Genomic DNA, 8,157 nt, shown 5'->3' with positions numbered 1-8,157 from the left:
CTGATGGGCGCCGAGTGCATCGTCTCCGGCATCCGGCCCGCGATCGCGCAGACCATCGTCCACCTGGGCATCGACCTCGGCACGGTGCTCACCCGCTCCAGCCTGGCGGACGCGCTCGCCTACGCGCTCAGCGAGCAGGGGGTCGAGATCGCACCGCTGAGGGCGGCCGGCGCGGCGGCGGACGCGGGCACGCGGTGACCGGGTTCGCGGGACACGGGCCCGCGGGCGGGCACGGCTTCGGCTTCACCGTGCCGGTCCTCCAGCTGGGCGACGTCCTGCTGGTCACCCTCCAGGGAGAGCTGCACGACGGGATGGCCGAGCAGCTCCAGCAGGACATCACGGCCCGGATCTCGGACAGCCGGGTGAACGGTGTCGTGATCGACATCTCCGGCGTGGAGATCGTCGACTCGTTCCTGGGCCGGGTCCTCGCCGAGATCGCCGCCGGGGCCAAGCTGCTGGCGGCCCGTACGGTACTGGCCGGGATGCGCCCGGCGGTGGCGATCACCCTGGTCGAGCTGGGGCTCACCCTGCCCGGCCTGCGGACGGCCCTGGACGTCGAGCGTGCGATGGAGACGCTCGGCGTGACCACGCGCCGGGGCGAGGGGAGTCCATGATGCAGGCTTCCCGCCATGCCGGCCCGGCCAGCCTGCCGATCGGCTCGGACGCCGATCTGGCGTGGGTTCGGCAGCAGGTCCGGCAGGCCGCCGCCGAGCTCGGCTTCGGGCTCGTGCAGCAGACCAAGCTCGTGACCGCGGCGAGCGAACTGGCCCGCAACACCCTCGTCCACGGCGGGGGCGGCCATGTGCGGCTCACCCCGCTGGACGCCGGGTCGTCGCACGGGCTGCGGCTGGACTTCGTCGACACCGGTCCCGGCATCCGCGACCTGGACCAGGCGCTGACCGACGGTTACACCAGCGGTGGCGGGCTCGGGCTCGGCCTGAGCGGGGCCAAGCGGCTGGTGCAGGAGTTCGAGGTGGACAGCCGGCCCGGTGAGGGGACCACCGTCACCGTCACGGCCTGGGCCACCGTCGTGCCGCCCTCCCGGACGGTGCCGTGATGAGCAGGGTCTGGGACGTGCCGGTGGAGGACGACTCGACGCGCGTGCGGGACGTGCGGGTGGCGGCCGAGGAGGCCAGTGCCTGCGCAGGCCTGCCCTCGAACCGCACGGCGACCGCCGCGCTCGTCGCGACGGAGCTGGCGACCAACCTGCTGCGGCACGCCGAGGGCGGTCGGGTGCTGATCAACCTCGTCGAGCGGGCGCACGACGACGGCCCCCGGACGGCCGTGCAGCTCGTCTCGCTCGACCACGGACCCGGCATCCCGGACGTCGCGGCGGCGATGCGCGACGGCTACACCACCACCGTCGCCGCCTCGCTCGGAGCCGGGCTCGGGACGTGCCGGCGCATAGCGAACGACTTCGATCTGCACAGCGCGCCGGGCCGGGGCACCGTCGTGATGGCCCGGATCGGCCATGAGCCGGCCGTCCGCAACCAGGGGCCGCCACCGCCGGGTCCGCGCGCCGGGGGTGTCAACGTCCCCCTGGGCCGGGCCGAGCAGTCGGGGGACGCCTGGGGCCGGGTGCGCTCCGGTGACCGTCTGACCCTGCTGCTCGCCGACGGGCTCGGTCACGGGGCGAAGGCCGCAGAGGCCTCCACCGCGGCGGTGAGGGAACTGCGCAGCCTGGCGGAGCTGCCGCCGGTCGAGATCCTGCGCAGTCTGGGCCGGGCCCTGCGCCCCACCCGGGGTGCGGCCGTCGCCGTGGCCCAACTGGATGTAAGAGAAGCGCAGTTGAGTTTCGCCGGGATCGGCAACGTCGGTGCCCGGCTGCGGACCGACGGCACGTGGAAGCCGCTGCTGTCCCACCCCGGCATCGTGGGTGCGCAGGCTCCGGCGTCCGTGCCCGTGCAGCGGGTGCCCTGGCACGCGGACAGTCTGCTGGTGCTGCACAGCGACGGCCTGCCCAGCCGCTGGACGCCGCCCGACGACGGCGTACTGCCCGGCTGCGACCCGGCCGTGGCGGCCGCGGTGGTCCTCCGGGACGCGGGGAGCGCGGCCCGCCCGGTGCGGGACGACACCTGCGTGGCGGTCCTCACCGCCGGCGGTGTGAGCCGGCATGGCTCGGGCGCCTGACGGCGTTTGCGGCGAACTGCCGGTGGTGTGGGCCGGCATGGCTCGGGCGCCTGACGGCGTTTGCGGCGAACTGCCGGTGGTGTGGGCCGCCGTGGCTCGGGCGCCTGACGGTGTTTGCGGCGAACTGCCGGTGGTGTGGGCCGCCGTGGCTCGGGGCTCCGACGGCGTTCACTCGGTCCCGTCGACGCCCGGGACCACCGTGTCCCGGGCCGCCGAGAACCCTCGCAACCCCCTGCTCAGCGCCGACCGTTCGGCCGGTTCCATGGCCGCCAGCGCTGTGGCCAGGGCCTGGGCGCGGCGGTCGGCGACATCGCACAGGACGTGCTGCCCGTGTGAGGTGAGCCACAGTTGGACCTCGCGGCGGGTGCCGGGGTGCTGGGTCCGTTCCAGCAGGCCCGCCGCCGCGAGGCGGTCGCAGAGGCGGCTGGCCGTGGGGAGGCCGATGTCCAGGCCGTCCGCGAGGGCCGTCAGGTTCAGGCCGGGCGTCGCCTGCACGGTGCGCAGCGCCCGCAACTGGTGCGGTGAAAGGCGCAGGGACGCCTCCTGGGCGGCGATCGACCACAGCTCCGCCAGACTCTCCACGGCATCGGCGATCTGCGCTGCGACGGCCTCCGGGCCCTCGCCCGGTCCCTTCGCCCGGGGGGTGCCTGGGCCGTCGAGATCGGTCACGAACGGTCACTTCCAAAAAGCTCCGGGTGCTGATGAGGTCACCCTCTTGCAAAGGCTGTACCCGAGGAAGCGAGGGGCAAGCAGCCCGGTTCAGTACCCGGCCGGACCGGCGACCGCTCAGCCGGCGCTGAGCTCCGCCAGCGCGGCGAGCGGCAGCGTGTGCTGGGTCTGGAGGACTTTCGCGCGCAGGTAGCGGACGTTGTGCGCGGTGGTGAAGACGCCCGTGGGGATCCGCTCGCGGACGTCGACGCCCAGCGACCGCAACTGGTCCGCCTTGTCGGGGTTGTTGGAGAGCAGGTCCAGTTCGCCGATGCCCAGGGCCCGGAGCATCTGGGCCGCCGCCGTGTAGTCGCGGGCGTCCTCCGGCAGTCCGAGCGCCGCGTTCGCCTCGTACGTGTCGAGCCCCTCGTCCTGCAGGGCGTACGCGTCGAGCTTGTTGTAGAGGCCGATGCCGCGGCCCTCCTGGCGGAGGTAGAGCAGCACCCCGCCGCGTTCGGCGATGCTCTCGACCGCCTCGCGCAGCTGCGGGCCGCAGTCGCAGCGGGCGGAGCCGAACACGTCCCCGGTCAGGCACTCGGAGTGCAGCCGCACCAGCGGGACCGGGCCGGGCTCGCCGAGGATCACGGCCACGTGCTCCTGGCCGTCGGCCAGCCCGTGGAAGGTGACGAGCTCGGCGTCCGCCTCGTAGCCGTCGTGGAAGCGCAGCGGGACCCGGACGCGGGAGCGCGGGGTGGCGATGACGGCGGGGGTGTCGGACATGCGGGGCCTCCGGGTTCCGTTCCTGTTCGGCTGCACAGCCGTACTGCTTCAGATTTGAAGCAGAACCACGATCGGAACCCTACTCGTGCTTTAAATTTGAAGCAACGAGGATCCGGGTCGGTGTGGCGCGCGTCACGAACAGGCCGTCGACGACCTCCGCCGCCACGGCACCTCGTCCGCCGCCGCCCGCGCCCCGTCCTCCTGCAGCCCCTGCACGATCGCCGCGGAGATCTCCTCCAGCTGGCCCACCTGCTCCTCGCTGAGGCGGTCGAACAGGGCGCTCCGCACGGTCGCGACATGCCCGGGCGCCGCGCGAACCAGCACGGCGAAACCCTCGTCGGTCAGCGCCGCGACGCTGCCCCGCTTGTCGTACCGGCAGGCCTCGCGCCGCAGCATGCCGTCCTTCTCCAGCCGCGTGACCGCGTACGTCAGCCGGCTGCGCGTGATCTTCAGCCGCTCCGCGAGATCGGTCATGCGCAGTCGCCGCTCCGGGGACTCCGACAGGACGGACAGGATGGAGTAGTAAAGGTGCGGCATGCTGGCGTCCTGCTGGAGCTGCCGGTCGATCGCGTCCTCCAGGAGCAGCGAGGCGGCGATGTAGGCGCGCCAGGCGCGCTGCTCATCGGGGCTGAGCCAGCGAGTCGTCATGCCGCCAGTGTAGGTTTGTTTCAAACTTGAACCAAGACCTGTCCAGTCCGGCCGTCCCGACCAGCCGCGGAGCACCGATGCCTCACCCGTACGTCCTGCTGTCCGCCGCCGTCTCCCTCGACGGCTACCTGGACGACACCGGACCCGACCGCCTGCTCCTGTCCAGCCCGGCCGACTTCGACCGGGTCGACGAGGTGCGGGCCTCCGTCGACGCGATCCTGATCGGCGCCGGCACCATCCGCGCCGACAACCCGCGCCTGCTGGTGAACTCGGAGCGGCGCCGGTCCGCACGCACGGCCGCGGGCAAGCCCGAGTACCCCCTCAAGGTCACGGTCAGCGGCTCCGGCGACCTCGACCCGGACGCCCGCTTCTGGCACACGGGTGGCGAGAAGGTCCTCTACACGACCGGCCAGGGCGCGGAACGCGCCCGCGCGCTGGGACTGGCCACCGACGTCGTCCCGCTCGGCGCGGACCTCGACTGGCGGCGGCTGCTCACGCACCTGCACGACGTCCGGGGCGTACGGCGGCTCATGGTCGAGGGCGGCGGCCTGATCCACACCCAGCTCCTCACCCAGGGCCTGGCCGACGAACTCCAGCTGGTCCTCGCCCCGCTCTTCGTGGGCGACCCGCGGGCGCCCCGGCTCTTCGGCCCCGGCGGCTACCAGGACGGTCGGCTCCGGCTGCTGGAGTCGCGGCGGATCGAAGACGTCGTCCTGATGCGCTACGAGCCGACCGCCCCGGGCACCGGTTCCCTGCCCGCCGCCGCCGACCACCACTGGCTGGCCCGCGCCTGTGAGCTGGCCGAGCGCTGTCCGCCGTCGGACACGGCGTTCAGCGTGGGCGCGGTCGTGGTCGCCGCCGACGGCACGGAACTGGCCCGCGGCCACTCCCGTGAGGGCGGCGACCCGGTGGTGCACGCCGAGGAGGCGGCCCTCGCGAAGCTCGACCCGGACGACCCGCGCCTGCCCGGCGCGACGGTGTACAGCAGCCTGGAGCCGTGCGCCCACCGCGCCTCCCGCCCCGCACCCTGCGCCCGGCTGATCCTCGACGCGGGTGTCCGACGGGTCGTCACGGCCTGGCGCGAGCCGGACACCTTCGTGACGGACGCCGACGGCAGCGGCCTCCTGGCGGCTCAGGGGGTGGAGGTCCTCGTCCTCCCGGAGCACGAGGAGCAGGCCAAGGCCCCGAACCGCCACCTGCCGCGCTGAGCACGGAGCCGGAACGGCGGGTGTGTGCGAGCGGTCCCGCGGATGGCGTACACTGGTGACACAACGACGCGGGGTGGAGCAGCTCGGTAGCTCGCTGGGCTCATAACCCAGAGGTCGCAGGTTCAAATCCTGTCCCCGCTACTGAAGGCCGAGGGCCGGAATCCAAACGGATTCCGGCCCTCGGTGCATTCCCGGTACGTCATTATGTTCGGTGAGCGAACCACCCCGTTCCGCATAACAACTGACACACCGTCAAAACTCGTCAGTCACTTGTGGAGCGGTCAACTCGCCCGATTTAAACCGGTCATGGCAGGTAAGTCCGCGCGAAAAAGGTTAATGATCAAGTGGAATCGCTGGAATACCCCTCGCGCCTCCATTAACGTTCGATAACGCAGCGCGGTCGTCCCAGCCGTCACAGAAGGCGGCTCCGTGCGCACGCGCCGAATCCCGAAAGGGAACCGGGGAACCACCACTTGGGGTGAATCGGGCGTACACCACCGTGCGAGCACGGGCGGTATACGCGCGTAGGAGACCTTCCTGCTCCGAACCCGTCAGCTAACCCGGTAGGCGAGAAGGAAGGAAAGGAGTACGCCCACGTGGCGTCCAACCGGCCTGCCCCCACGGCCCCGTACGCGCCGACGCGCGACACCGACACCTTCGGCTACGGCGGTCAGCGCACCGACGAGGGCCCGTTCCAGGAGTGGAACCCCACCGAGGAGTCCATCCGTCCCGTCCGTGGCCGGCATCGCGTCACCAAGCAGCGCGGCGGAGGCCTCGCCCGCAGCTCCACCGTCCTGGGCGTCGGCGTCATAGCCGCCGTGGGTGCCGGCGGCATGGCCAGCGCCCAGACCGGCAAGCCCCCGGTGTCCATCTCCGTGCCGGACCTGCCCTCGGTGGGTTCCCTCATCTCGGACGACGACACCCCCGAAGGTTCCGCCACCCCGCTCAGCAGCCTCGGCACCGCCACCGCGGACACCGCGAAGGACACGTCCGGCGCCCGCGCCGGCGCCGGTGACGCGCTGCGTGCCCGGATCATGGCTCAGGTCGAGCACCAGCAGGAGCAGATCGAGACCAAGGCCGCCGAGGACGCCGCGGCCGCCGCCGAGAAGGCGGCCAAGGAGGCCGTCGCAAAGGCGGAGGAGGAAGCCAAGGCCAAGGCCGCCGAAGCCAAGAAGAAGGCGGAGGAGGAGGCCGAGAAGAAGGCCGAGGCCGAGCGCCTCGCCGCCCTCGCCAAGCAGTTCACGCTGCCGACCTCCTCGTACACCCTCACCTCGACGTTCGGTCAGGCCGGCGCCTACTGGTCCTCCGGCTACCACACCGGCCTCGACTTCGCCGCTCCGACCGGTACGCCGATCAAGGCCGTGCACAGCGGCACCATCACCGAGGCGGGCTGGAACGGCTCGTACGGCTACAAGACCGTCCTCACCCTCGATGACGGCACCGAGATCTGGTACGCGCACCAGTCCTCCATCGGCGTCAGCGTCGGCCAGAAGGTCAGCACCGGCGACGTGATCGGCCGCGTGGGCGCCACCGGCAACGTCACCGGGGCGCACCTGCACCTCGAAGTCCACTCCGGTGGATCCGCGAGCGGCATCGACCCGGTGGCGTGGCTGCGCGGCAAGGGACTGAACCCGTAAGCGGTAGGCGTGCGTTGAACGACCGACGGCCCTGACGACGACCCCCCGACGTCAGGGCCGTCGGTCGTTTTCCGGGCGTGTGCGGCGGCGCACACCGGGCGGGGAGTGTTTACAGGGCTTTTGCGTTCACCGCGGAATGAGGCGTTCCCCTCTGGGTGTTGACGTCGAGCATGACTTCTCTGCGCAAGCTCGGCTCTTCCGACCTCGAGGTCTTCCCGCTCGCCCTCGGCGGCAACGTCTTCGGCTGGACCGCCGACGAGGACCGGTCGTTCGCCGTACTCGACGCCTACACCGCCGCCGGCGGCAACTTCGTCGACACCGCCGACGTCTACTCGGCGTGGGTCGACGGCAACCGGGGCGGGGAGTCCGAGACCATCCTCGGCAAGTGGCTCGAGGCCCGCGGCAACCGCTCCGACGTCGTCGTCGCCACGAAGGTCAGCCAGCACCCCGACTTCAAAGGTCTGTCCGCCGCCAACATCACGGCCGCCGCCGACGCCTCCCTGCGGCGCCTGCGCACCGACTACATCGACCTCTACTACACCCACTTCGACCAGCCCGACGTGCCCGTCGAGGAGATCATCGGCGCGCTCGACACCCTCGTGAAGGCCGGGAAGGTACGGCACATAGCCGCCTCCAACATCTCCGCCGAGCGGCTGCGGGAGTCCCTGGAGTTCTCCGACCGCGAGGGGCTCGCCCGGTACGTCGCCCTCCAGCCCCACTACAACCTGGTCTCCCGAGACACCTACGAGGGGGAGCTCCAGGACCTCGCCGAGCGGGCAGGCCTCGCGGCCGTTCCGTACTACGCGCTCGCGTCCGGCTTCCTCACGGGCAAGTACCGGCCCGGCACGACCGTCGAGAGCGCACGGGCGGGCGGTGCCGCCAAGCACCTGGAGACCGAGCGGGGGCAGCGGGTGCTCGCCGCCCTCGACGAGATCGCCGGGGCGCACGACGTGCCCGTGGCCACGGTGGCCCTCGCCTGGCTCGCCGCCCAGCCGACCGTGGCGGCGCCGATCGCTTCCGCACGGACGGTGGAGCAGCTGCCCGCGCTGATCGGCGTCGGGGAGCTGACGCTCACTGAGGCCGAGTCCGAGCGGCTCACGCAGGCG

9 protein-coding genes, 1 tRNA gene, 1 pseudogene and 1 riboswitch are annotated in these 8,157 nt (G+C 72.2%); of the genes and pseudogenes, 8 read left to right on the top strand and 3 right to left on the bottom strand.

Annotated features, from left to right (window positions below):
- From ACFY5B_RS39120 to ACFY5B_RS39105, 4 genes and pseudogenes are all read left to right on the top strand, one after another.
- Positions 1–198, top strand: a pseudogene (locus ACFY5B_RS39120) (hypothetical protein); the annotation flags it as partial.
- Entirely contained in the window at positions 195–614 is a 420-nt protein-coding gene (locus ACFY5B_RS39115; RefSeq protein WP_389979926.1) for an STAS domain-containing protein, read from the top strand. The pseudogene ACFY5B_RS39120 and the gene ACFY5B_RS39115, both read left to right, overlap by 4 nt.
- Positions 614–1,057, top strand: a complete 444-nt coding sequence (locus tag ACFY5B_RS39110; RefSeq protein WP_184847815.1) for an anti-sigma regulatory factor — start codon at positions 614–616, stop codon at positions 1,055–1,057. The genes ACFY5B_RS39115 and ACFY5B_RS39110 overlap by 1 nt, the downstream gene beginning before the upstream one ends.
- Complete coding sequence (locus ACFY5B_RS39105; protein ID WP_389979923.1) at positions 1,057–2,130, top strand: SpoIIE family protein phosphatase; 1,074 nt, start codon at positions 1,057–1,059, stop codon at positions 2,128–2,130. The genes ACFY5B_RS39110 and ACFY5B_RS39105 overlap by 1 nt, the downstream gene beginning before the upstream one ends.
- Before the next feature lie 168 nt (positions 2,131–2,298).
- Here the strand turns inward: ACFY5B_RS39105 and ACFY5B_RS39100 are convergent, their stop codons facing one another.
- The 3 genes from ACFY5B_RS39100 to ACFY5B_RS39090 form a co-directional block, all read right to left on the bottom strand.
- Positions 2,299–2,799 carry a MarR family winged helix-turn-helix transcriptional regulator gene (locus ACFY5B_RS39100; protein ID WP_389979920.1) on the bottom strand — a complete coding sequence of 167 codons (501 nt, stop codon included), beginning with the start codon at positions 2,797–2,799 and terminating at the stop codon, positions 2,299–2,301.
- A 117-nt stretch (positions 2,800–2,916) separates the two neighbouring features.
- The gene (gene ribA, locus ACFY5B_RS39095; protein WP_389979917.1) at positions 2,917–3,558 is read right to left on the bottom strand and encodes a GTP cyclohydrolase II; all 642 of its coding nucleotides are present in this window, start codon (positions 3,556–3,558) and stop codon (positions 2,917–2,919) included.
- Positions 3,559–3,690: 132 nt separating this feature from the next.
- Positions 3,691–4,206, bottom strand: coding sequence for a MarR family winged helix-turn-helix transcriptional regulator (locus tag ACFY5B_RS39090; protein ID WP_389979914.1), 516 nt, complete (start codon positions 4,204–4,206; stop codon positions 3,691–3,693).
- A gap of 77 nt (positions 4,207–4,283) precedes the next feature.
- Here ACFY5B_RS39090 and ACFY5B_RS39085 point away from each other — a divergent pair, with 77 nt between their 5' ends.
- The 4 genes from ACFY5B_RS39085 to ACFY5B_RS39070 form a co-directional block, all read left to right on the top strand.
- Positions 4,284–5,414, top strand: coding sequence for a dihydrofolate reductase family protein (locus ACFY5B_RS39085; RefSeq protein ID WP_389979911.1), 1,131 nt, complete (start codon positions 4,284–4,286; stop codon positions 5,412–5,414).
- Between the two features lie 67 nt (positions 5,415–5,481).
- A tRNA-Met gene (locus ACFY5B_RS39080) sits at positions 5,482–5,555 on the top strand.
- Between the two features lie 287 nt (positions 5,556–5,842).
- Positions 5,843–5,999, top strand: a riboswitch (cyclic di-AMP (ydaO/yuaA leader).
- 11 nt (positions 6,000–6,010) lie between these two features.
- Complete coding sequence (locus ACFY5B_RS39075; RefSeq protein WP_389979908.1) at positions 6,011–7,051, top strand: M23 family metallopeptidase; 1,041 nt, start codon at positions 6,011–6,013, stop codon at positions 7,049–7,051.
- Positions 7,052–7,221: 170 nt separating this feature from the next.
- Positions 7,222–8,157: aldo/keto reductase (locus tag ACFY5B_RS39070; RefSeq protein WP_389979905.1), on the top strand; the 936-nt coding region annotated here is incomplete at its 3' end.

The organism is Streptomyces sp. NPDC013187 (assembly GCF_042899705.1).
Classification (GTDB): Bacteria; Actinomycetota; Actinomycetes; order Streptomycetales; family Streptomycetaceae; genus Streptomyces; species Streptomyces hawaiiensis_A.
Note: the sequence above shows the minus strand (reverse complement) of the source record. Positions and strands in the feature narration are given on the sequence as shown.